This is a genomic window from Acetobacter sp. P1H12_c (assembly GCF_018811975.1).
Classification (GTDB): domain Bacteria; phylum Pseudomonadota; class Alphaproteobacteria; order Acetobacterales; family Acetobacteraceae; genus Acetobacter; species Acetobacter persici.
In genome coordinates, this window is sequence record NZ_JACRVR010000008.1 from 38,034 (window position 1) to 60,188 (window position 22,155).

The following is a 22,155-nucleotide window of genomic DNA, read 5'->3' on the forward strand; positions in this document are numbered from 1 at the left end:
GCAAACCCCGCCAGCACAGGCTGGCGGGGGCTGGTCAGTCAGACGTAGAAATTATTTTTTTGCAGGGGCTGCTGCGGGTGCGGGGGCATCCGGCAGCGGCTTGCCTGTTGTGGGGTCAAAGCGCACGATTTTCACACCGGCGGTTGCCTTGGCAACGGCGTCACGCACGTATTTCTGGATCAGGGCCTGACGGATCTTGCCCTTGACGGAATCCAGAGACGGGATCGGGTCCGTGCGGGTGTCCAGAACCTGAATGACGTGGAAGCCATACTGGCTCTTGACCGGGGTGCTGCTGATTTCACCCTTCTTCATGGCGAATGCGGCATCAGAGAATGCCGGGATCATGTCCCCTTTTTTGAACCAGCCGAGGTCCCCGCCATTCTGCTTGGCGCTGCCGGTATCGGTGGAGACCTGAGCGGCCAGCTTGGCGAAGTCTTCACCCGCCTTGAGCTTTTTGATGACGTCCTGCGCTTCGGCTTCCGTTTTCACCAGAATATGGCGGGCGTGCACTTCCTGCTCAGCCGGTTTGCCAGCGTAGTTCTGCTGGTAATAAGCCTGCACTTCAGCGTCGGTCAGGTGCGGCATCACCTCGCGGGAGAGCCAGGCGTTCTGCAGCGCGTTGGTGGCAGCGGCATCCATGGCTTTTTTCACGTCAGGAGATTTTTCCAGACCATCCTTGTGGGCGGCAATCTGGATGGCTTTCTGGTCCGCCAGCTGGTTGATCAGCATCGGGTAGATGACGTTGGGGGGGAGCTGGCGCATCTGGTCGGGCATGTTGCCAACCGCGTCCTGCACGTCCGCAACCGTGATTTTCTCACCGTTGACTGTCGCGACAACTGCCTTCGGGTCTGCCGGGGGCGCTGCGGGGGCTGCGGCCTGCGGTGCCGGAGCTGCTGCGGGAGCCGGAGCAGCAAAAGAGGGTGCAGAAAGAACGGCTGAGGCAATCAGGGCCGTGGCTGCAAGAGCTGAGGCCTTGGTGGAAAAACGCATGTGGACAAACCCTAAACAAAGGAAAATTGCTCAATCATCTATGAAGGAGCCTATTCTGCCCTGCAAGCCCTCTGACCACCCCGAACGGAAGAAACAAGGCTGATTGGTTGACCGGAGCGGGTCCGGGTCCTATTTTGCAGCCGAGCCACTCCATGCTGATGTTCTGCTCATGTTTTCGCCGGTCTGGTTCCGGAGTGAAGGCAGGAGAGAGCACGCATTGTTCCGGAAAGGTCTTCATGCTCGCAAGCTTCGTCCGCGCCCTGTTCGGCACAGCCAATGACCGGACGCTCAAGATGTTCCAGCGCCGCGTGCCGGAAATCAACGCCCTGGAACCCCGGATGCAGGCGCTGGATGACGCTGCTCTGGCCGCCAAAACCGTGGAATTCCGGGAAAGGCTGGCCAAAGGTGCCACGCTGGATGACCTTCTGCCGGAGGCCTTTGCGGTCACGCGGGAGGCGGCCCGCCGTGTGTTGGGCATGCGCCACTTTGATGTGCAGCTGATTGGCGGCATGGTGATGCATTCCGGCAGGATTGCCGAAATGCGCACGGGTGAAGGGAAGACACTGGTCGCAACCCTGGCCGTTTATCTCAGCGCGCTCGCCGGGAAAGGCGTGCATGTGGTGACGGTGAATGATTATCTCGCAGCGCGTGACGCCGCCGAGATGGGGCGGCTGTATCATTTTCTGGGCCTGACGACCGGCACCATCGTGCCCAACATGCCTGATGAAGCCCGGCGGGAAGCCTACGCCGCCGACATCACCTACGGCACCAATAACGAATTCGGCTTCGATTACCTGCGCGATAACATGAAATATCGCCTGGAAGAGATGGTCCAGCGCCCCTTCTACCACGCCATTGTGGATGAGGTGGACTCCATCCTGATTGACGAGGCCCGGACTCCGCTGATCATCTCCGGCCCGGCGGAAGACAGTTCTGATCTCTACCGCTCTGTGGATGAAGTGGTCGTGCAGCTGGTGCAGGACCCTGCGACCTTTGACAAGGACGAGAAGTTCCGCAGCGTCGTGCTGACGGATGTCGGGTCCGATAAGGTGGAAGATCTGCTGCGTACCGCAGGTGTGCTGGATGAAGGCGGGCTGTATGACCTGCATCATGTGGCTGTGGTGCATCACGTGCAGCAGTCCCTGCGGGCGCATACGCTGTTCTCACGGGATGTGGACTACATCGTGAGGGGCGGGAAAGTCGTCATTATTGACGAATTCACCGGCCGTATGATGGATGGCCGCCGCTATTCCGATGGTCTGCATCAGGCGCTGGAAGCCAAGGAGCATGTCGAGGTTCAGCAGGAAAACCAGACCCTCGCCTCCATCACCTTCCAGAATTTCTTCCGGCTCTACCCCAAACTCTCAGGCATGACCGGCACGGCCATGACCGAGGCCGATGAGTTTGCGGAAATCTACAAGCTGGATGTGGTGGAAATTCCCACCAACCGCCCGGTGGCCCGTAAGGACGAAGACGACGAAATCTATCTGACGGAAGCCGAGAAATTCGCGGCGGTCGTCAAGCTGATCAACACGGTGCATGAGCGCGGCCAGCCTATTCTGGTGGGCACCACGTCCATTGAAAAAAGTGAGGCGCTGTCAGACCTGCTGAAGCAGGAAGGCATTCCCCATAATGTGCTGAACGCCCGTTTTCATGAAATGGAAGCGAAGATTGTAGCACAGGCCGGTTCCCCCGGCGCCATTACCATTGCCACCAACATGGCAGGCCGTGGGACGGACATTAAGCTGGGCGGCAACGTGGAAATGCTGATCGCGCAGGAACTGGGCGGCGTGGAAGAGGGTCCGGAACGGGATGCCGCCGAGCAGGCCATCCGGGACCGTGTGGCGCGCGACCATGATATCGTCAAAGCTGCGGGCGGCCTGTTTGTGATTGGCACCGAGCGGCATGAAAGCCGCCGGATTGATAACCAGTTGCGCGGCCGTGCGGGGCGTCAGGGTGACCCCGGCAACTCCCACTTCTTTATCTCCCTGCAAGATGACCTGATGCGGATTTTCGGGTCTGACCGTATGGGCGGCATGTTCCAGAAAATGGGCATGAAGGAAGGGGAAGCCATTGTGCATCCCTGGCTGAGCAAGGCGCTGGAACGGGCGCAGAAAAAGGTTGAAGCCCGCAACTTCGACATGCGCAAAAACACGCTCAAATATGATGACGTGATGAATGACCAGCGCAAGGAAGTCTATGCGCAGCGCCGGGAATACATGGCGACGGAAGATGTCTCCGGTATTGTGAATGAAGCGCGGGAAGATGTGGTGGACGCCATGGTGGCCCGCCATATCCCGGAAAAATCCTTTGCTGAACAGTGGAATGTTGAAGGACTGACCAAGGCTGTTCAGGAGTCTCTGGCGCTGGATCTGCCGATTGCGGACTGGGCGAAAGAAGACGGAATGGACGCTGAGGAAGTGGCCAACCGGATCAGTCAGGCCGCTACACAGGCGCAGGCTGCCCGTGCTGCCAACCTTGGCCCGGATCTGATGCGCTTTATTGAAAAACAGGTGCTGATGACCACCTATGACGGCGTCTGGAAAGAGCATCTGCATGCGCTGGACCAGTTGCGTCAGGGGATTGGCCTGCGGGCTTATGGCCAGAAAGACCCGCTGAACGAATATAAGCATGAGGCTTTCCAGCTCTTCACCATCATGCTGGAAGAAATGCGTGAGCGTGTTGTCTCTCTGATGGCGCGGGTTGAAGTGGCACCGCAGGAAAGCGTGGACCCGTTTGCCAACACGGCTGAAATCCATGCCAGCCCGGAAATTCCGGGCTTTGCATCTGAACCCGGCCCCGGTCTTTCCCCCGGAGCCGCACCGGCTATGGCAACACCCATCGGGGGAAGCGCCATTATGCCGGATGACCCTTCAAGCTGGGGGGAAACACCGCGCAACGCACCGTGCCCGTGCGGGTCAGGGAATAAATACAAGCATTGCCACGGCCGTCTGGTTTAAGACGCGCCGGGGCCGACGGACAGGGTAAGAGAAGATGGCGGGTCATTCCCAATTTAAGAACATTATGCATCGCAAAGGCGCGCAGGACGCCAAGCGGGCCAAGCAGTTTGCCAAGATTATCCGCGAACTGACGGTTGCCGCACGCTCCGGCCTGCCTGACCCGGCCGCCAACCCGCGCCTGCGGTCCGCCATGACGGCGGCCCGTGATGTCAACATGCCCAAGGACACCATTGACCGCGCCATCAAAAAGGCCTCCGGCGCTGCGGCGGGTGATGACTATATTGAAGTGCGGTATGAAGGCTACGGCCCGGCTGGCGTGGCGGTAATTGTGGAAGGTCTGACCGACAACCGCAACCGCACCGCGTCTGACGTGCGGGCCGCTTTCTCCAAATATGGCGGGTCTCTGGGGGAAACCAATTCCGTGTCCTTCATGTTCCGTCGTCTCGGCGTGATCACGTATCCGCTTTCCGTGGCGTCTGAAGACGATATGCTGGAAGCCGCGATTGAAGCCGGGGCGGAAAATGCGGTCTCTACCGAGACAGCGCATGAAATCACCTGCGAGGTGGAAGCCTTCTTCACGGTGCGGGATTCTCTGGAAACTCGCTTTGGTGAACCGGAAAGCGCCAAGCTGGACTGGCGCCCGGAAAACACCGTCAGCCTTGATGAAGAAAAGGCCCGCACCCTGTTCAAGCTGCTGGACGTGCTGGAAGATCATGACGACGTGCAGAACGTCTATGCCAACTTTGATCTGTCCGACGAGCTTGCCGAAAAGCTGTCAGCCTGACAGTGGTACGCCTGCTCGGCATTGACCCCGGCCTGCGCTTTACAGGCTGGGGTGTGATTGATGTTGAGGGCAACCGGTTGCGTCACGTTGAAAACGGCGTGATTGCAACCAACAGTGCGGACAGCGTGCCAGACCGGCTGAAAGTCCTGCATGAAAATCTCACACTCCTGATTGATCGCCTCAGCCCGGCGGAAGCCGCGGTGGAGGAAACGTACGTCAACCGCAACGGCACAGCGACGCTCAAGCTGGGTTATGCGCGTGGCGTTGCCTTGCTGGCCCCGGCTCTTGCCGGGCTGCATGTTGCGGAATATGGCGCGCTGGCGGTCAAGAAAGCTGTTGTTGGCACCGGCTCTGCCGATAAGGATCAGGTTGAAATGATGGTGCGCCGCCTCCTGCCGGGGGTTAAGGTGGCACGGGCCGATGCGTCAGATGCACTGGCAATTGCGATTTGCCATGCACACCACCGGGCCAGCGCCCGCCATATTGCAGCCGGGGTAAGAATGGCATGATTGCGTTTCTGAGCGGACTGGTCATTCAGATGGAGCTGGGGAGCTGCGTGATCGACGTGAATGGCGTCGGTTATCTGGTGGCGGCGTCCACGCGCACGCTGGCCGCTTTGCCAAACCCGCCTGAAAAAGCCCGCGTTCTGATTGAAACCGTGGTGCGGGAAGATGCTATTCTGCTCTACGGCTTTGCGGAAAGCGCGGAACGCGAATGGTTCCGCCTGCTGACAAGCGTGCAGGGTGTGGGCGCAAAAGTGGCGCTGGGTATGTTGTCCACCCTCTCACCGGGGGAACTGGTCGCAGCCCTGACAACATCCGACAAAGCGACGCTGACCCGCGCGCCCGGTGTGGGTGGTCGTCTGGCTGAACGTATTCTGACGGAACTGCGGGACCGGGCGGGCAAAATGCCCGGTGGCGGCGGGGGAATTGTGGTGCCTGCCAGTGCCACACCCGGTGGCGGGATTGAGGCCGATGCGCTGCTGGCGCTGGCGGGGCTGGGTTTCCGTCGCTCGGAGGCCGCTCCCGTGATCCGGCGGCTGCTGGACGAGCAGGGGCCTGACGCCTCTCTGGATTCCGTGCTGCGGGATAGTCTGAAAGCTCTGGCCCGATGAGCGGCGCGTTTACCCCGGAGCGGGAGATTGACGCCGCCCGCCGAGATGAGGATGGAGGGGAAGCCTCTCTCCGCCCGCAAACGCTGGCCGATTTTACCGGGCAGAAAGCCAGCCGGGAAAACTTATCGATTTTTATCGCCGCAGCCCGCCAGCGCGGTGAGGCGCTGGACCATGTGCTGCTGCACGGGCCGCCGGGTCTGGGCAAAACCACGCTGGCGCAGATTGTCTCGCGCGAACTGGGGGTGGGGTTTCGGGCCACATCCGGGCCGGTGATCCAGCGGGCGGGGGATCTTGCGGCCATTCTCACCAATCTTCAGCCGCGTGATGTGCTGTTTATTGATGAAATCCACCGTCTCCAGCCCGCCATTGAGGAAATTCTCTATCCGGCAATGGAGGATTTCCAGCTTGATCTGATTATTGGGGAAGGCCCGGCGGCGCGGTCCGTGCGGATTGACCTACCCCCCTTTACCCTTGTGGCGGCCACAACCCGCGCCGGTCTGCTGGCCACCCCTCTGCGGGACCGGTTTGGGATTCCGCTGCGGCTGGTGTTCTACACGCCGGAGGAACTGCGGGCCATTGTGGCGCGGGGGGCAGAGAAGCTCGGCTTTAACCTGACCGAGGCCGGTGCTGAGGAAATTGCCCGTCGCTCACGCGGCACGCCCCGTATTGCGGGCCGTCTGCTGCGCCGGGTGCGGGATTTTGCGGCTGTCATTGCTCCCGGCGGGGCGCCCGTCAGCCGAGATGTGGCGGATGCCGCCCTGAGCCGTCTGGAAGTGGATGCACTGGGGCTGGACGCCATGGACAGGCGCTATCTGCGCCGTATTGCGGAATATCATCATGGCGGCCCGGTAGGAGTGGAAACTCTTGCCGCCGCTCTGGCGGAAGCGCGCGATACGCTGGAAGATGTTATTGAGCCATATCTGATTCAGGAAGGGCTGGTCCTGCGTACCAGCCGGGGGCGCGTGCTGGGGGAACGCGGCTGGCGTCACCTCGGGCTGACGCCGCCTGCGCAACCCGATGAGCCACGCTCCGCCCAGATGGACCTTTTGCCTGACGAAGAGGACGGCACATGACAACACACGCCATAGATTTCCGCATTTATTATGAGGATACGGACGCCGGGGGCATTGTGTACCATGCCCGTTATCTGGCGTTTGCCGAGCGGGCCAGAACGGAAGCCATCCGCAGCCTCGGGATGCCCGCAGCCTCCCTGCTGAGCGATTACGGGCTGGTGTTTGTTGTGCATGACGCAACCCTGAACTACCGCGTGCCGCTCCGGCTGGATGATGTGGTGACCATTACCACCCGCCTGCTGGAAGAAGGGGCGGCAAGCTGCCGTCTGGAACAGATTTTTACGCGCGGGGACGTTTTTTGTGCCCGTGTGGATGTCAGACTGGCCTGTGTGCGGGCAGAAGATGGTCGTCCTGCCCGATTCCCGCCATTATGGCGTGATCTTTTGCGAGGACTTGCGGCTGAGGTCTAGACGGCCTCTTCTGCTTTTGCGCGGAAGACAGTAAAAAACGGCACGACCGGGATGCGTGGAGCAAAGCCCGAGTCGCAGGCAGGTGACCCGGGACGGGTGCTAGAGGCAGGAGGCGTTTTTGGATCGTGCGGTTGACGCGGCAAATCTCGGCGTAGCAGCGGCGGGAGACCTGTCGGTGTGGGGCTTGTTTATGAATGCCTCGCTGATGGTCAAACTGGTCATGCTTGGACTGGTGTTCTGTAGTGTGATGGTCTGGGCCATTATTTTTGATAAAATTGTGACGCTGCGGCGGATCAACAAACAGGCCTCCGCCTTTGAGGACCGCTTCTGGTCCGGCGGCAGTCTGGATGATCTGTACGAGAGCGATGGCGCCAAGCCGGTGCATCCGCTGGCCGCCGTTTTTGGCGCTGCCATGGGGGAATGGCGCCGGTCTGCCCGTATCCCCGGTGTGGATCTGGTGCGCGGTGGCGTGAAGGAACGTGTGGACCGCGCCATTGGCATTACGGTCACGCGGGAAATGGACCGCCTGCGTCGCTGGGTGGTGTTTCTGGCAACAGTTGGCCCGGTGGCCCCGTTTGTGGGTCTGTTTGGTACCGTCTGGGGCATCATGCACTCCTTCAGCGCCATTGCGGCCATGCACAACACCAATCTGAGCGTTGTGGCGCCCGGTATTTCTGAAGCGCTGTTTGCAACCGCCATTGGCCTGCTGACGGCTGTGCCGTCTTATGTGGCCTATAACGTGATCAGCAACAGTCTGGACCTGTTCCAGGACCGGCTGGAGGGCTTTGGCACCGAGTTTGCGGCCATTCTGTCCCGCCAGTCCGAAGAAAGGGCCTGAACCATGGGCATGCCGTCCGGAGGGAGCGGGCGCCGCCGCAGGCGCCCGATGGCCGAGATCAACGTGACGCCGATGGTGGACGTCATGCTGGTTCTGCTGATTATCTTCATGGTCACATCCCCCATGCTGACCAGCGGCGTAAACGTGGATCTGCCTAAGACAGACGCCAAGCCTGTCAATTCGGATACAAAGCCCATCACCGTGTCCATTCGCGCGGATGGCAGCCTGTATCTGGGAGATTCCGAGGTCTCGCCCGAACAGCTTGTTGCCCAGCTTAAAGCTGCTTCCAACAATGACCCGTCCCACCGCATTTTTGTGCGCGGTGATGCCCATATTGATTATGGCCGTGTGATGCAGGTTATGGGGCAGGTGACAGAAGGCGGCTTTACTCATGTGGCATTGCTGGCGCAACAACCCGCCAGCAGCGGCCACTAACTCATTCTCTCCAGCGCAGAGAAGGCGGAGAAAATTCATGGTTCGGCCACGCCGTTCCGAACAGACTGTGCTGAGGCGTTGCCTCTATCTGTCCGGTGGAGCGCATATCGCGTTCCTGCTGGCCCTGCTGATTTCTCTGCCGCCACCTAAACCGGAGGAAGAACCTCCTCCGGTGGTGGAAATGCAGTTTGAGGCCCCGGAAGATTCCGGTGGATCTCCGGCCAAAGCCAGCCAGCCTTCCCCCAAGCCCGCACCCGCTCCGGCCCCTGTGCCGAATGAGGCCCCTCCCGCTCCGGAGCCGCCGAAGGCCGCCCCGAATGAGGAAGCGCCTCCGCCGCCCCCTCCGCCCCAGCCGGTGCCTCCACCGCCTGCGCCGGAGGCTGAAAAGCTGCCGGATACGCCTGTGCCGCCCAAAGCGGAGGAACCGTCTCCTGACGTGGTGAAAACGCCGCCGTCTCCGCCCACGCCACCCAAGACGACGCCGAGTGTCGCGCCGCCATCTCCGGTCACGGAGCCTGCGGATACGCTGCCGGATACGCCAACGCCGTCACACATCACGCAGCCCAACAAGGCGAAGAAGACGCAGGAAGATTCGCATTCTCTGATGGAGACGCTGGATTCCTTCCGGTCCGACACCAAGCAGACGCATGCGCCCAAGGCAAAGGCAAACCCTGTACAGGGCGGCGCGCCCAATGGTGGCGGCTCACCGGACGGGGATATTACGCGCAGCCTTTCCGCCGGTGAGCAGAAGGCCATCGGCGGGGCTGTGCGCCGGTGCTATACGGAAGATACGGCTGCCAAAAATTATGCCACTTTTGTCGCGCACCTGATTGTGACGGTGGATGCTACGGGTGAGGCCCGTATTGTACAGTTTGCCCCGCAGACGCAGGCGCAGATGAATGCAGACTCCTCATACCGGGCGCTGGCGGAACGGGCGCGGGCGGCTGTGCTCAGCCCCACCTGTTCCAAGCTGCCTATCCCCAAAAACCTTCTGGGCCAGACCCGGCAGTTGAAATTTGTGTTCAGGCCTTGATCAGGCCACCTGGAGGAAAACTGATGCTTACGAGTACACGACCGCTTATTTCTGATCAGGACGCCGACACACTGGTTGCGGCCCTCGGGCGCCGCACACTGATGGGGGCCAGCGTGGCCGCCGGTGGCCTGCTGATGACTCCGCTGCCCGGCATGGCCGCAACGGCTGCGGCCCCGGAAGCGGAAATTACGGTTGATCAGGCCCGCACGGCCCCTATCCCCATTATACTGCCGAATTTTGGCGGCGGTCTGGGGGCCCAGATTGCGGAAGTGCTGACGAACGACCTGACCAATACCGGCCTCTTCAAGGTTATTCCCGGCGGTGCCGGGTCTGGCAGCCCCGATTTTGCAGCCGCCAAATCTCTGGGGGCGCGGGCACTGGTTACAGGCAGCGTTACCGGCAGCGGGTCCGTGCGGGTGGAAATGCGCCTGTGGGATGTGCTGACCAGCCAGCAGATTCAGGGCACGGCCTACACCACCACCTCCGCCAACTGGCGGCGGATTGCGCATATTGTGGGCGATGTCATTTACGAACGGATGCTGGGTGAAAAAGGCTATTTCGATACCCGTATCGCCTTTATCTCCCGCTCCGGCGCACGGGCGCATCAGGCAACCCGTCTGGCCATTATGGATCAGGACGGTGCGAACAGCCGCATGCTGACGGCAGGCAAATGGCTGACCCTCACACCGCGCTTTAGCCCGGTGAAGGATCAAGTGGCGTTCATGTCCTACGCCAACAACCGTCCGCGCGTGTATCTGTTTGATCTGGGGAGTGGCCGCCAGCAGATTCTGGGTGAGTTCGCCGGGATTTCCTTCGCGCCGCGTTTTGCCCCGGACGGGCGCTCCGTTGTGCTGTCCGTGACGCGCAATGGCGGGTCTGACCTGTTTGTGGTGGATCTGGGCTCCGGCTCCCGCCGCCAGATCACCTCTTCCGGCGCGATTGATACCAGCCCGTGCTACAGCCCGGATGGCTCTCAGATCGTCTTCAACTCCGACCGTGGCGGCAGCCCGCAGCTTTACATCATGAGCGCGTCCGGTGGCGGGGCCCGGCGCATTTCCTACGGGCATGGTACCTATGGCTCTCCCGTGTGGTCTCCGCGCGGGGATCTGATCGCCTTTACCCGTATTGCCAATGGCAGCTTTTCTCTGGGTGTCATGAACCCTGACGGAACGGGTGAGCGCATCATGACAGAAGGCTTTACGGTGGAAAGCCCGAGCTTCTGCCCCAACGGTCGTGTGCTGGCTTATTGCCGCCAGAGCCGTGCCGGAGCAGGGGGCGCGGGCTTCGCTTCTTCAATCGGCATGGTGGATATCACCGGGTTTAATGATCGCGCCCTGCATACGCCGGGGCAGGCGTCTGATCCGGCATGGTCTCCGCTGAACGGATAAGTCTGTTTTGTCATAAAACAGGGCGAAGCCCCGGGCGGAAGTCCGGGGCTTTTTTTACAGTTCCAAGAATACTTGCCTTTGATTTTTTGAAAGAAGGGGAAAGGCTGCGCTGAGGCCAGATGTTGTTCTGTGTTAGAAGCGGTCCGGATTTTGTTCTTTCCGGTCTGACACTTCAGGTTTGCGGCACAGGGGATACAACTATTGGTATTTGTGGGCCGCGTTGCCTCTGGAAAATGAAGACTTTCCCCGAGTCGGAAAGCAGGGCGGCGGGCGTTGAGATGGTTCTGAACGGCATCTTTATGGTTTTTTAATGGACGCTGTTCCAGAGTAACCACAAAAAAGAGTGAGGATGTGGTCTTTTACGAGCATGATTTTCGCTTTTTTCTTAATAAAGCAAAAGTAAGGCAGAAGAATAAAAATCGGAGCGAATGCGTCGCAGAAGCATTGCAAACCGGTGCACGTCAATTCGTCGATAAATTCTGAGATCCCACGAAAACCGGGCCGCAGAGGGGCTGCTGTGTCTATTCAGCATCGGTTTTACGGGGTCAGCTATGCCAAAAACAGATCACGCTTGACCGGACGAATGAGCTATGGCTTACGGCAAGGTGGTCTCCACAGTTCGTCGGCTCTTCGATGGTTTTCGGAGGGGAGCAGAGGAATGCGCGGGGATACAGGCATTAACTGTTTTTTTTCTCCGAATAGTTCCGGGTAGGAACTAATTCTCAGGATCCGACACATGAGACTGAAATATATTGCTGCGCTGAGCATGGTTGCCCTTCTCTCTGCCTGTGCGCACGAGAAGGCAAACACGGGTGACTCCAGCGGTGCCTCCACGGCGATGCAGCCGAGCGGCCCCGTTCCCGGCAGCGAAGAAGATCTGGTTGCCACGGCTGGTGACCGCGTACTGTTCGCTCTGAACAAAAGCGGCCTGTCCTCCGATGCGCAGGCTACGCTGGACAAGCAGGCTGCATGGCTCGCCAAATATCCGCAGGTTAACGTCGAAATCGCCGGTAACTGCGATGACCGCGGCACGGAAGAATACAACATCGCTCTGGGCCAGCGCCGCGCTAACGCAGCCCGTGACTATCTGGTTGCCAAAGGCGTTGCGTCTTCCCGCATCTCCACCATCTCCTACGGTAAGGACCGTCCGACCCAGGAAGGTGATGATGAAAGCGCATGGGCCCAGAACCGTAACGCCATTACTGCTGTTCACTAAGGTCTGGCGTATTTCGCGTCTGAGCTGACAGGGCAGGTCGGGTGAACTTCACCCGGCCTGTTTTTGTATTTCCTGTCTTGTTTTCCGGGAAGGAATGATGAAATCCTTACCCGCTTGTAAGAAAAGGGTGAGGTCTTGATGAAACGCGGGTTGATGACGTCTGTTGCTGCGCCGTGGCGTGCTCTGGCCCTGTGTCTGCCTGTTGCAACCGTTCTGGTGGCGTCTGCCCCGGCGGCGCATGCACAGGATGTGACCAGCCGTGAAGGGCTTGCGCTGCAAAACCAGATTATGGCGCTCAAACAGTCCATGAGCCAGATGCAGGCTTCTGGTAGCACGCTTGCGCCGCCTTCTGCCACACCGGCACCGTCCTCCTCTTCCGGCAATGGGGATCTGACTGCCCAGCTGCTGGACCGGGTGAATACGCTGGAGCAGCAGCAGCGTGATATGCGCGGCGAGATTGACCAGCTGACCAACGATTTGCAGCAGAAGACTGCGGCTCTCGCCAAACAGATGGCTGATAACCAGTTTGCAGCCCAAAATGGCGGCGGCGCAGCCGCTTCCGCCCCGGCTGCTGCGGCCGGTGCAGGGGCTGCTGCCGCCGCGGCGACATCCGCATCCCGTCCGGCCACCACGCCGGATGCGCTGCTAGCCAGTGGTAAGGCTGCCTTGCAGAAGCGCGATTATGATACGGCGCATGACAACGCGGAACAGGCGCTAAAAAACGCCAAAGGTGCGTTCAAGGTCGATGCGCAGTTCCTGCTGGCTCAGTCTCTGGCGGGGCAGAAGGAATACCGTCAGTCTGCCGTGGCCTATTATGATGCTTACCGTCAGTCCCCCAAAAGTGCCCGTGCGCCGGATGCTCTGCTGGGGGTGAGTGCTTCCCTGCTGGCAATGGGTGATAAAAAGGCAGCCTGTCAGGCGCTTGGAAAGCTGAAGGCGGAATTCCCGTCTCCTACGCAGCGCGTCTCTCATGCTGCGGAAATTTATTCCAGCCGCGGTGGCTGTCAGTAAGGGGCAGTCAGCGGCCCCCAGCCTTCAGTATTGACGACCTTGCCGGATCATCCCTTTTCTGACGCGCCGGTTCCTCCGGCGGCTTTCCTTGCCCGGATAGACCAGCTTGGACCGTGGTTGCCGGATGATCCGGCCCTGCCGCCCGTTGGTCTGGCCGTTTCAGGCGGCGGGGATAGCCTGTGTCTGGCATGGCTGGCCCGGCACTGGCGGAAACATCTTCTCGCATTTGTGGTGGATCATGGGCTGCGGGCCGAGTCTGCTGAGGAAGCCCGGCTGACCGTCCAGCGGCTTGAGGCAATGGGTGTACCAGCCCGCCTTTTAACGCTTTCCGGCCTTACCAAAGGACCGGGGATAGCCGAGCGTGCCAGACAGGCGCGTTATGCCATTCTGGCGCAGGCCTGCCGCGAGGCTGGCTGTCTGGACCTCCTGCTGGGCCATCAGGCGGATGATCAGGTCGAGACCATCCGGATGCGTCAGGAGTCTGGCAGCGGTCCGGAGGGGCTGGCCGGAATGGGCTGGGTGACGGCGCTGCCGGATGTGCGCCTTGTGCGCCCCCTTCTCGGGTTTTCCCGGCAGGCTTTGCGCAACACCTTACGGCAGGCTGGTCTTGTCTGGGTTGATGATCCGTCCAATGAGGATCTTCGCGCCACGCGGGTACGGGTGCGGCACGATCTGCAAGGGCAGGACATCCGGCAGACCTTATGGAAAATCGGGATTGAAGCCGGGACGGCCCGGATGCAGCGGGACGCCGCGCGGGCGGAGAGTCTTGCGCGCCGTGTGAGTCTCCGGCCTGAAGGCTGGGCGTGTCTGGGGCCGGAGTTGCCCGATGCAGAGATCCTGTCTGGCCTGATCCGGGCTGTCGGCGGCCTGATCTATCCCCCGCCCCCTGCGGCGGTGGCCCGGTTGCTCACAGCCGGACAGGATGCCACGCTGGCGGGTGTGCATCTGGTGTGCTGGCGGGCCGAGTGGTTTCTTGTGCGGGAAGTGGCTGCCATGTCTGCTCCGGTTCCGGCGGAGGCGGAGGCAGTGTGGGATAACCGGTTTGAATGCTGGCTGCCCTCTGCCGTGTCCGGCGGTGGGATGCTGATTGGCGCGGCAGGACCGGGGCTTGAGCGGACGCTGCGGGGCGGCTGGCCCGCGCGGTTCTGCGCAACGCTGCCGACTTTGTGGCGGGACGGGCAGCGCGTGGCTGTGCCGCATCTGGGCTGGTGGGCGGAAGAAGCGCTGAAAGAGGCGCTGTTTGTGTTCCGGCCTCCGGTTTCCGTTACGGGCAGCGGTGTGTATGGCTGCCCGGACGGGAATGGGGCGGCTAAGGCAGGCAGAGCGCCGGACATGTGATAATAAATGTCCTGTAAAGGGTGGGAATATCCGCTCAACACCCCATGTGTAAGGACAGAGGTTGCATTTTCCGGCGTCTGCCGCTCAGATTAGGGCTCTCCGGCGCTCTCGCTCGATAAGTATGGAAACACAGGCAAGATGAACAATTTAGGCCGCAACTTGGCGCTTTGGGTCAGCATTATCGTGATGCTGCTGTTGCTTGTAGATGTGTTCCAGCCGGGGAACACGCAGCACGCGGCACAGCAACTGGCCTATTCTGACTTCATTACCGATGTGGATACCGGGCGTGTCCGGTCCGTGGTGATGCAGAACCAGAACGTCTCCGGCACGCTGACAGATGGCACGGCTTTTGAAACCTTTGCGCCGCAGGACCCCTCCCTTGTCTCCCGTCTGACGGGCAAGGGTGTTGAGGTTGTGGCCAAACCGCTGGATCAGGAAGGCAGCCCGCTGCTGCGGTATTTCCTGAACGCGCTACCGATCATCCTGATGGTGGGGATCTGGCTGTTCATGATGCGCCAGATGCAGGGTGGCGGTGGCCGGGGCGCTATGGGCTTTGGCAAGTCCCGCGCCAAGATGCTGACGGAAAAGCAGGGCCGTGTGACCTTTGAAGATGTTGCGGGTATTGATGAAGCCAAGGGTGAGCTTCAGGAAATTGTCGACTTCCTGAAAGACCCGCAGAAATTTACCCGTCTGGGTGGCAAAATCCCCAAGGGCGTCCTGCTGGTCGGGCCTCCGGGCACAGGTAAGACCCTGCTGGCGCGTGCCATTGCGGGTGAGGCCAATGTGCCGTTCTTCACCATTTCCGGGTCTGACTTTGTGGAAATGTTTGTCGGTGTTGGTGCGTCCCGTGTGCGTGACATGTTCGAGCAGGGCAAAAAGGCCGCGCCGTGCATCATCTTCATTGACGAAATTGACGCCGTGGGCCGCCATCGTGGTGCGGGCCTTGGCGGCGGGAATGATGAGCGTGAGCAGACGCTGAACCAGATGCTGGTCGAGATGGACGGGTTTGAAAGCAATGAGGGCGTGATCCTGATTGCCGCGACCAACCGTCCGGACGTGCTGGACCCGGCTCTGCTGCGTCCCGGCCGTTTTGACCGGCAGGTTGTGGTGTCCAACCCGGATGTGGCGGGGCGTGAAAAAATCCTGCGTGTGCATATGCGCAAGGTGCCGCTGGCCTCTGACGTTGACCCGCGCATTATTGCCCGTGGCACACCCGGCTTCTCGGGGGCGGACCTTGCCAATCTGGTGAACGAGGCCGCTCTGGCTGCCGCGCGCCTTGGCAAGCGCACCGTGGCGATGCGGGAGTTTGAGGACGCCAAGGATAAGGTCCTGATGGGCGCTGAGCGTCGTTCCCTCGTCATGAATGAAGAGGAAAAGAAGCGCACCGCGTATCATGAGGCCGGGCATGCCATTACGGCGGTTCTGGTGCCGGAGAGCGAGCCCATCCATAAGGCGACGATTATCCCGCGTGGTCGCGCGCTGGGGATGGTCATGCGTCTGCCGGAAGGTGACCGCCTGTCCATGAGCAAGAAGAACTGCATTGCGCATCTTGTTGTTGCCATGGGGGGCCGCGTTGCGGAGGAAGTCGTCTACGGAAAAGACAATATCTGCAATGGCGCCATGGGTGACATTCAGATGGCGACCCGCGTGGCCCGCAGCATGGTGACTGAATGGGGCATGAGCGACAAAGTCGGCATGATTGCTTACGCCAATGATGATCAGGGCGGTGGCGGCATGTTCTTTGGCGGGGCGGCCAAGAACTTCTCAGAACATACGGCCAAGGAAATCGACTCTGAAATTAAACGTCTGATTGATGAGGCTTATGATCAGGCCCGCAATTACCTGCATGACCATGTGGATGAACTGCACCGTCTGGCAGAAGCCCTGCTGGAGTATGAAACACTGAGCGGGGAAGATATCCGCCAGATCATGCGTGGCCAGCCGATTGAACGGGTGGAAACGGATGATACCACGCCGGTCAACCGCCGGTCTTCTGTCCCGCAGGTTTCCGGGCCTGAACTGGCTGAGTCGGGTGACAAGCCTGAGGGCGGCGAAGGCGGCGGGATGAACCCGGTGCCGCAGCCCGGTTAAGGCAGCAGACGCCAGAAACAGACAAAAATCAGGAGGGGCGGCAGCAATGCCGCCTCTTTTGCGTTTGAGCAGAGGATAAAAAATGGATTTTCGGCGTCTGGCAGAGCCCGCAGGGCTGCTCTATGGCACAGCCGCGCAGGACGCCGTGAGGCGTGGTCTGGCGCTGCCTCTGGCTGGTGGCCCTGCGGCATTCAGCTGTGTGGATCTGATAGAAGACAGAACCCATAGCGGTTTTCTGCCGGTCGTGGATGTGCCCGCAGGCTGGCAGGACGTGCTGGCCCGGCTTGTCGCAAAGCCACCTGCTGCCGGGATGCCGGAGGGGCCGCAGGTTATGGGTATCCTGAATATCACCCCGGACAGTTTTAGTGATGGCGGCCGGCACCGGGACGCGGAACGGGCGGTACAGGCCGGGCTGATGCAGATTGGCGGGGGCGCGGGTGTTCTGGATATTGGCGGGGAAAGCACGCGTCCCGGTGCGGCCCTTGTGACCCCTGAAGAAGAATGGCAGCGGATCGGCCCGGTCGTGCAGGGGTTGAAGCAGCAGAAGCCTGAGGCCGTGCTGTCCATTGATACCCGCAACAGCACCGTAATGGCACAGGCGCTGGCGGCAGGCGCGGACGTGATCAATGATGTGTCCGCTCTGACGCATGACCCTGATGCGCTGCCTCTGCTGGCTGGGGAGCGCTGTGGTGTGGTGCTCATGCATATGCGCGGCACACCTGCCACCATGGCCCGGCATGCGGTGTATGAGGACGTGGCGTGTGATGTTGTGCGCGAACTGGGCGCCCGCCTGACGGCGGCCATAGAGGCAGGTCTTGCGCCGGAGCGGCTGAGTGTGGACCCCGGTCTGGGGTTTGCAAAAAATACGGACCAGAATCTGACCCTGCTCAGCCGCTTGCCGCTCCTGGCCAACCTCGGCTGCCGTGTGGTTCTGGGCCTTTCCCGGAAACGGATGATTGGTGATGTGACGGGCGTGCAGGACCCTGCCGGGCGCGATGCCGGGACGCAGGCGGCCTCTCTGGAGGCATTACCGCTCGGGCAGAGCGTGCTGCGTGTTCATGCTGTGGAGGGGATGGTGCAGGCGCTCCGTGTCTGGCAGCGGGTCCATACAGCCTGAAAAAAGACGTTTGTTTTGAAGCCTTATGGTTTCTTCCCGGCAAAAAGCGTTTTAGGGAAGAGGAAATAAAGGTGCGTCCGCACGGCATGGCTGCGTAGGTCATGCCGCCTGTCCGGGCGCAGACGCCACACAATAAGATTGGACGAGGCAGATGAGACGTCTTTTTGGGACAGATGGCATTCGCGGGACAGCCAACAGCGCGCCGATGACGGTCGATATCGCCCAGAAGCTGGGGCAGGCTGCTGGCCTGCATTTTACCCGTGGTGAACACCGGCACAGCGTCCTTCTGGGCAAGGATACCCGGCTTTCCGGCTACATGATTGAGAGTGCTCTGGTTGCTGGCTTTCTCTCCGCCGGGATGGACGTCACACTGGTCGGCCCGTTGCCGACACCAGCTATTGCGATGCTGACGCGCTCTTTGCGGGCTGACCTTGGCGTTATGATTTCCGCCTCGCACAACCCGTTTGAAGATAACGGGATCAAGCTGTTCGGTCCGGATGGCTTCAAGCTGTCTGACCAGAATGAAATTGATATTGAAAATCTGATGCTGGCGGACCTGACTGGTCGGCTTGCCGCGCCGCGTGAAATTGGCCGGGCGTCCCGCCTGAATGATGCCGCGGGCCGGTATGTGGAAAGTGCCAAGGCGTCCTTCCCGCGTAAATTGCGGCTGGATGGCATGAAAATTGTCATTGATTGCGCAAACGGGTCCGCCTACCGCGTGGCACCAACAGCCTTGTGGGAACTGGGGGCGGAAGTCATTCGTATTGGCTGCACGCCGGATGGTGTGAATATCAATGACCAGTGCGGTTCCACACACCCGGAGGCTTTGTGTCAGGCGGTTGTGCAGCATGGCGCGCATCTGGGTATTGCGCTGGATGGCGATGCAGACCGCGTTCTGATTGCGGATGAAACCGGTCGCCTGATTGACGGGGACCAGATTCTGGCGCTCATCGCACAGTCCTGGGCGCGGGACGGGCGGCTGGTCGGGCAGTCAGTGGTGGCAACTGTTATGTCCAATATGGGGTTGGAACGCTTTCTGAATACGCTGGACGTCGGGCTGGAACGGACTTCTGTGGGGGATCGTTACGTCGTGGAACGGATGCGGGAACTGGGCAGTAATGTGGGCGGGGAGCAGTCCGGCCATATGGTGCTGACAGATTTTGCAACCACCGGAGACGGTCTGATTGCCGCCCTGCAAATTCTGGCAGTGCTGGTGGAAGATGGCCGCCCGGCCAGTGAGGTCTGTCGCCTTTTCAAACCCTTTCCGCAAAAGCTGAAAAATGTGCGCTTTAAGGGGGAAAGCCCTCTGGAAGCCGATGTGGTGCAGGCCAGACAGAAGGATGTGGAGCAGATGCTTGAAGGCCGTGGCCGTCTTCTGCTGCGTAAAAGCGGGACTGAACCGCTTGTGCGTGTGATGGCGGAAGCGGAAGATGCCGCGCTGGTAGATGAGGCCGTCAACCAGATGTGTGCTGCCCTTGAGGCTGTGAGCGTTCCGGCATAACCGGGAAAGGCTGAAGTGCGTGATGGTATCTGAACAGAAAAAACCCGCACGCATTCTGGTAATTGCCGGAAGTGATTCCGGTGGTGGCGCGGGGATTCAGGCTGATATCAAGACAATAACGGCTCTGGGTGGCTATGCGCTGACGGCGCTGACGGCGCTCACGGCACAAAACACGCAAGGCGTGCAGGCGATTCTGCCCGTCCCCCCGGAGTTTTTGCGCACGCAGATTCGGTGCGTGCTAGATGATCTTGGGGCAGATGCCATCAAGACCGGCATGCTGGGTGGCGCTGCCGAAATCCAGTGTGTTTCTGAAGAAATTGTCCGCTATCGCCAGATTATGCCCGGATTGCCGGTTGTTATAGACCCGGTGATGGTGGCAAAGGGCGGGGCCAGTCTTCTGGCGGAAGAGGCTTTATCCTGCCTGAAAACGCAGCTTTTCCCGCAGGCCACAGTGCTGACACCGAACCTGCCGGAAGCGGAAAAGCTGACGGGCATGAGCCTCTTATCTGTTGAGGATATGCGGCAGGCCGCCCGCGTCTTACGGGAGATGAGCGGGGCTGCCGTTCTGGTAAAAGGGGGGCATTTATCAGGCGATATGCTGGTGGATGTTCTGCTGGACGAAGACGGGTTTACAGAGTTTAGCGATACCCGGATCACGACGCGCCATACGCATGGCACGGGATGTACGCTGGCCAGCGCACTGGCCACCGGACTGGCGCAGAAGCTCCCGCTGCGCCGGGCGGTTGAAAACGCCCGTCTTTATGTGCGGCAGGCTATCCTGACAGCACCGGGGTTTGGTGCTGGGGCAGGTCCGCTCTGGCATGCGCATGCATGGTATAAAATACTCTGATATGATCAGGATATTTCTAAAAGACTAATCTCCGGCGGGCAGAAGATGCTCCTGCGAAAAGGCAGAAGGCATCGGAATAATCGGGCCAGTCGGAATAGACAGTTTTCTGGTTTTGGGGTCGTGCAGAATATACCCTCTGCCCCACACGGTAGAAATCAGATTATCAGCTCCGGCTGCCTGCAATTTTTTCCGAAGTTTGCAGATAAAGACGTCAATAATCTTAATATCAGGCTCGTCTCGGCCACCATAGAGGTGGTTCAGGAAAGTCTCCTTGGTCTGTGCAACCCCTTTCCGCAGGATCAGCAGTTCAAGGATTGAAAATTCCTTGCCTGTCAGGTGCACTGGCTGGTCATTCACGGTCACAGTGTGGCTGTTCAGATCCATTTTAAGATCCCCCACCTGTGTCACAGGGTGGGCAAACCCGCTGGAGCGGCGGAGAATGGCGCGGATGCGGGCCACAAGTTCCGCAGGATTGATGGGTTTCGTCAGATAATCATCCGCCCCGATGGAAAAAGCCCGAATTTTCGCTTCAGGCTGATCGAGAGAAGAAAGAATGATGATCGGTGTGGAGACGTTCAATAATCGTAAAGAATTAATAACGTTGTAGCCATCCATATCGGGCAGGCTGAGGTCAACCACAGCTATTCCGTAATCATAGTTCCTCAGCATCTCAATCGCATTTCTGCCAGAACGCGCCAGATCTACGGAAAGACCTGCTTTTTTGAGTGTTGGTAAAAGCTGACGGGCAGACGTCGCTTCATCTTCAGCGAACAGGATACGCATTGGGTTCTCCCCCACAGAAAGCGCAGCACACCTTAAAGTTGTATTTATGAACAATAAATCTATTTTTACGTGTTTTTCTACAGAGATAAACAGAAATTTATCTTATTTCGTTGAGTTGATTGGTAGGTATGCAACCAGTGCATGTTTATCGGTCTCTAGAAAAACAATCGAAGGTTGAGGTTGGTTGCGATTGCTTTCTAATTTGTTACCCGGAAGAGATAAATTTTTTATGAAAATAAACAAAAAATATCGTTGTTCGTGAAAATGAGACAGTATAGGAAAAAATATCCAGAGAGCTTATTAAAAATAAAACGAGAAAATAAAAATATTTATTAAATGGATATTATAGAAATAAAATCAGGAATGGAGCATGTTATAACAAAATAAAAATGTAATAACACAATAGAAATTATTATTCTTTATGATTAAAAAGTACTCGTGAAAAAACTCTGTCTGAGAAAAATACCGTATACTGTAAGAATTCTCTAAAAATAAAAATGAGTGTATTTTTGATAAATTTTTTATTTTATTCAAGAAATCGTGCTAATCTTAAAAAATACATACGAACATCCTGTTTTATGGGTTATCCAAAAATAAAAAACATAAATAAGCGTTAAAAATTAAAAATATTAATAAATTCAGCTTTTATTCATTTGCATGGCTCGTAACGCGGCTAATCCGGCCTTTCCGGATTCTTTGGAATATGTGAGGACAGGAAGGCCGGTTTGTGCAGGGGGCGGGATGGCAGACACACAGATAATTCTGAAAAATGAGCAGGCGACCGAGCAACTGGCGCAGAGTCTGGCTCTTCAGGCGCAACCGGGTGATGCTCTTTTACTCACCGGGCCGTTAGGGGCCGGGAAAAGCGTCTTTGCCCGTGCTTTTCTGCGTTGCTTTTGTGGAAACGCGACGCTGGATGTGCCGAGCCCGACTTATACTCTTGTGCAAACCTATCAGGCGGGAGCCTGCACCGCCTCACATTTTGATCTGTGGCGTCTGGGTGGCCCGGATGAGCTGGAAGAACTGGGCTGGGATGATGCGCGTGAGGGTGTGGTGCTGGTGGAATGGCCGGAGCGTCTGGAAGATCTGACGCCGTCGGACGCGCTGCACATTGCTTTCACTGTAAGTGCTGAGGGCTTGCGGACTGTCCGTCTGCAAGGCTGGGCGGACAGGCTGGATGGTGGGGCGCTGTCTGCCCTCGCGGCAGGTTAGGGAACGGCGCG

At 59.1% G+C, this 22,155-nt stretch carries 20 protein-coding genes; 18 read left to right on the forward strand and 2 right to left on the reverse strand.

What is annotated here, in order from left to right:
* Positions 1-51: 51 nt before the first annotated feature.
* Entirely contained in the window at positions 52-990 is a 939-nt protein-coding gene (locus KP699_RS06810; RefSeq protein ID WP_086656307.1) for a peptidylprolyl isomerase, read from the reverse strand.
* 236 nt (positions 991-1,226) lie between these two features.
* On the opposite strand from KP699_RS06810, the gene secA reads away from it, so the two are divergent.
* From secA to thiD, 17 genes are all read left to right on the forward strand, one after another.
* Entirely contained in the window at positions 1,227-3,950 is a 2,724-nt protein-coding gene (gene secA / locus KP699_RS06815; RefSeq protein ID WP_215762076.1) for a preprotein translocase subunit SecA, read from the forward strand.
* A 34-nt stretch (positions 3,951-3,984) separates the two neighbouring features.
* Positions 3,985-4,734 carry a YebC/PmpR family DNA-binding transcriptional regulator gene (locus tag KP699_RS06820; RefSeq protein WP_077930823.1) on the forward strand — a complete coding sequence of 250 codons (750 nt, stop codon included), beginning with the start codon at positions 3,985-3,987 and terminating at the stop codon, positions 4,732-4,734.
* Between the two features lie 2 nt (positions 4,735-4,736).
* Positions 4,737-5,243 (forward strand): crossover junction endodeoxyribonuclease RuvC, encoded by a 507-nt coding sequence (gene ruvC, locus KP699_RS06825; protein ID WP_025827090.1) that lies wholly within the window; start codon positions 4,737-4,739, stop codon positions 5,241-5,243.
* Positions 5,240-5,848 (forward strand): Holliday junction branch migration protein RuvA, encoded by a 609-nt coding sequence (gene ruvA, locus KP699_RS06830; RefSeq protein ID WP_077930825.1) that lies wholly within the window; start codon positions 5,240-5,242, stop codon positions 5,846-5,848. The genes ruvC and ruvA overlap by 4 nt, the downstream gene beginning before the upstream one ends.
* Complete coding sequence (gene ruvB / locus KP699_RS06835) at positions 5,845-6,921, forward strand: Holliday junction branch migration DNA helicase RuvB (protein WP_212375742.1); 1,077 nt, start codon at positions 5,845-5,847, stop codon at positions 6,919-6,921. Before ruvA ends, ruvB begins: the two co-directional genes overlap by 4 nt.
* Positions 6,918-7,331, forward strand: coding sequence for a tol-pal system-associated acyl-CoA thioesterase (gene ybgC / locus KP699_RS06840; RefSeq protein WP_025827088.1), 414 nt, complete (start codon positions 6,918-6,920; stop codon positions 7,329-7,331). The genes ruvB and ybgC overlap by 4 nt, the downstream gene beginning before the upstream one ends.
* Before the next feature lie 118 nt (positions 7,332-7,449).
* Entirely contained in the window at positions 7,450-8,169 is a 720-nt protein-coding gene (tolQ, locus tag KP699_RS06845; protein ID WP_025827086.1) for a protein TolQ, read from the forward strand.
* Positions 8,170-8,172: 3 nt separating this feature from the next.
* Positions 8,173-8,604, forward strand: a complete 432-nt coding sequence (gene tolR, locus KP699_RS06850) for a protein TolR (protein ID WP_025827084.1) — start codon at positions 8,173-8,175, stop codon at positions 8,602-8,604.
* 37 nt (positions 8,605-8,641) lie between these two features.
* Positions 8,642-9,637 (forward strand): energy transducer TonB, encoded by a 996-nt coding sequence (locus tag KP699_RS06855; RefSeq protein ID WP_215762077.1) that lies wholly within the window; start codon positions 8,642-8,644, stop codon positions 9,635-9,637.
* Between the two features lie 23 nt (positions 9,638-9,660).
* Positions 9,661-11,025 (forward strand): Tol-Pal system beta propeller repeat protein TolB, encoded by a 1,365-nt coding sequence (tolB, locus tag KP699_RS06860; RefSeq protein ID WP_025829537.1) that lies wholly within the window; start codon positions 9,661-9,663, stop codon positions 11,023-11,025.
* A 736-nt stretch (positions 11,026-11,761) separates the two neighbouring features.
* Positions 11,762-12,241, forward strand: coding sequence for a peptidoglycan-associated lipoprotein Pal (gene pal, locus KP699_RS06865; protein WP_025829535.1), 480 nt, complete (start codon positions 11,762-11,764; stop codon positions 12,239-12,241).
* 288 nt (positions 12,242-12,529) lie between these two features.
* Entirely contained in the window at positions 12,530-13,252 is a 723-nt protein-coding gene (locus KP699_RS06870) for a tetratricopeptide repeat protein (protein WP_077931754.1), read from the forward strand.
* A gap of 39 nt (positions 13,253-13,291) precedes the next feature.
* Positions 13,292-14,590, forward strand: coding sequence for a tRNA lysidine(34) synthetase TilS (gene tilS / locus KP699_RS06875; protein ID WP_252346850.1), 1,299 nt, complete (start codon positions 13,292-13,294; stop codon positions 14,588-14,590).
* Positions 14,591-14,728: 138 nt separating this feature from the next.
* On the forward strand, positions 14,729-16,681 hold the full coding sequence (ftsH, locus tag KP699_RS06880; protein WP_215762079.1) for an ATP-dependent zinc metalloprotease FtsH: 1,953 nt from the start codon (positions 14,729-14,731) through the stop codon (positions 16,679-16,681).
* Between the two features lie 82 nt (positions 16,682-16,763).
* Positions 16,764-17,798: a dihydropteroate synthase gene (gene folP, locus KP699_RS06885; protein ID WP_215762080.1), complete on the forward strand. Its 1,035-nt coding sequence runs from the start codon at positions 16,764-16,766 to the stop codon at positions 17,796-17,798.
* Positions 17,799-17,949: 151 nt separating this feature from the next.
* Entirely contained in the window at positions 17,950-19,299 is a 1,350-nt protein-coding gene (gene glmM, locus KP699_RS06890) for a phosphoglucosamine mutase (RefSeq protein ID WP_212362596.1), read from the forward strand.
* Between the two features lie 22 nt (positions 19,300-19,321).
* Positions 19,322-20,149 carry a bifunctional hydroxymethylpyrimidine kinase/phosphomethylpyrimidine kinase gene (thiD, locus tag KP699_RS06895; RefSeq protein WP_215762081.1) on the forward strand — a complete coding sequence of 276 codons (828 nt, stop codon included), beginning with the start codon at positions 19,322-19,324 and terminating at the stop codon, positions 20,147-20,149.
* 24 nt (positions 20,150-20,173) lie between these two features.
* On the opposite strand, the gene KP699_RS06900 is transcribed toward thiD, so the two are convergent.
* Positions 20,174-20,932: a response regulator transcription factor gene (locus KP699_RS06900; protein WP_077930831.1), complete on the reverse strand. Its 759-nt coding sequence runs from the start codon at positions 20,930-20,932 to the stop codon at positions 20,174-20,176.
* Between the two features lie 741 nt (positions 20,933-21,673).
* Between KP699_RS06900 and tsaE the strand changes: the two genes are divergently transcribed.
* Positions 21,674-22,144, forward strand: coding sequence for a tRNA (adenosine(37)-N6)-threonylcarbamoyltransferase complex ATPase subunit type 1 TsaE (gene tsaE / locus KP699_RS06905; RefSeq protein ID WP_215762082.1), 471 nt, complete (start codon positions 21,674-21,676; stop codon positions 22,142-22,144).
* Positions 22,145-22,155: the final 11 nt, after the last annotated feature.

Bases quoted from the DNA above. Each gene is read 5' to 3' on its own strand.
- tolR (WP_025827084.1), top strand. From the start codon at position 8,173: ATGGGCATGCCGTCCGGAGGGAGCGGGCGCCGCCGCAGGCGCCCGATG.
- ruvB (WP_212375742.1), top strand. From the start codon at position 5,845: ATGAGCGGCGCGTTTACCCCGGAGCGGGAGATTGACGCCGCCCGCCGA.
- secA (WP_215762076.1), top strand. From the start codon at position 1,227: ATGCTCGCAAGCTTCGTCCGCGCCCTGTTCGGCACAGCCAATGACCGG.
- tolB (WP_025829537.1), top strand. From the start codon at position 9,661: ATGCTTACGAGTACACGACCGCTTATTTCTGATCAGGACGCCGACACA.
- KP699_RS06855 (WP_215762077.1), top strand. From the start codon at position 8,642: ATGGTTCGGCCACGCCGTTCCGAACAGACTGTGCTGAGGCGTTGCCTC.
- ruvA (WP_077930825.1), top strand. From the start codon at position 5,240: ATGATTGCGTTTCTGAGCGGACTGGTCATTCAGATGGAGCTGGGGAGC.
- ftsH (WP_215762079.1), top strand. From the start codon at position 14,729: ATGAACAATTTAGGCCGCAACTTGGCGCTTTGGGTCAGCATTATCGTG.
- folP (WP_215762080.1), top strand. From the start codon at position 16,764: ATGGATTTTCGGCGTCTGGCAGAGCCCGCAGGGCTGCTCTATGGCACA.
- pal (WP_025829535.1), top strand. From the start codon at position 11,762: ATGAGACTGAAATATATTGCTGCGCTGAGCATGGTTGCCCTTCTCTCT.
- KP699_RS06810 (WP_086656307.1), bottom strand. From the start codon at position 990: ATGCGTTTTTCCACCAAGGCCTCAGCTCTTGCAGCCACGGCCCTGATT.
- KP699_RS06900 (WP_077930831.1), bottom strand. From the start codon at position 20,932: ATGCGTATCCTGTTCGCTGAAGATGAAGCGACGTCTGCCCGTCAGCTT.
- tsaE (WP_215762082.1), top strand. From the start codon at position 21,674: ATGGCAGACACACAGATAATTCTGAAAAATGAGCAGGCGACCGAGCAA.
- KP699_RS06820 (WP_077930823.1), top strand. From the start codon at position 3,985: ATGGCGGGTCATTCCCAATTTAAGAACATTATGCATCGCAAAGGCGCG.
- KP699_RS06870 (WP_077931754.1), top strand. From the start codon at position 12,530: ATGGCGCTCAAACAGTCCATGAGCCAGATGCAGGCTTCTGGTAGCACG.
- ybgC (WP_025827088.1), top strand. From the start codon at position 6,918: ATGACAACACACGCCATAGATTTCCGCATTTATTATGAGGATACGGAC.
- glmM (WP_212362596.1), top strand. From the start codon at position 17,950: ATGAGACGTCTTTTTGGGACAGATGGCATTCGCGGGACAGCCAACAGC.
- thiD (WP_215762081.1), top strand. From the start codon at position 19,322: ATGGTATCTGAACAGAAAAAACCCGCACGCATTCTGGTAATTGCCGGA.